We start from the raw sequence: 632 nt of genomic DNA on the forward strand, positions 1-632 counted from the left end.
GCGGCATTGCCTGGAACGACCCGGCGCTCGGCATCGACTGGCCGGTCGACGCGATGACCGCCGTGCTGTCCGACAAGGACCGCGCCGCCGCACGCCTCGCGCAGATCCCGCCACCCTTTCCGCGGAGGTCCTGGTGATGCGCAGGATCGCCCCAATGTGCAAGAATTTCGTCCGGACCATGCTGCGCGTTGGCGTCGAACGGAACGAACTGCGCATCGTTGCTAATCAGCACGGCAGCCCAACTGCGGCGCCGGATCCCGCGGCCGCCATCGCTGCCATTCTCGCGCGCATTCGCGCGGAGGGTTGGCAGGACAGGGAGCAGGACCTGACTTGCGCGATCCGCGCACTGCACGCCGTATGAAGCAGCACGTCCCCTCCACCGACGCCGGCGGCCCGTCTGGCGGCTCCGCGACACCGTCGCCTCCGCACGAGGCTGCCCATCACACCGATCCGGGGCAATCTGCTCCGTCAGACTTCGGGGCTACGGACGAAGCGGCAACATTCGCCATGGCTGCCACTCGTCAACTCTTGCGGACGCAGGCAGAACTGCTCGCCGTGCGTGCCGAACGGGATGCAGCGGACCGGCATTTCCGGGCCATCAGCAACAGCACGATCTGGCGTCTCTCAGCGCC

The 632-nt window shown here is 67.9% G+C and carries 1 protein-coding gene; it reads left to right on the plus strand.

The genetic code is table 11. From position 1 onward, the window contains the following. Positions 1-136: 136 nt before the first annotated feature. Positions 137-361, plus strand: coding sequence for a sugar nucleotide-binding protein (locus IEY36_RS30450; protein WP_188974090.1), 225 nt, complete (start codon positions 137-139; stop codon positions 359-361). The last annotated feature ends 271 nt before the right edge of the window (positions 362-632 follow it).

Origin of the sequence: Neoroseomonas lacus (assembly GCF_014644535.1) — a bacterium.
Classification (GTDB): Bacteria; Pseudomonadota; Alphaproteobacteria; order Acetobacterales; family Acetobacteraceae; genus Neoroseomonas; species Neoroseomonas lacus.

Coding starts and splice junctions, on each gene's coding strand:
- IEY36_RS30450 (WP_188974090.1), top strand. CDS start 137: ATGCGCAGGATCGCCCCAATGTGCAAGAATTTCGTCCGGACCATGCTG.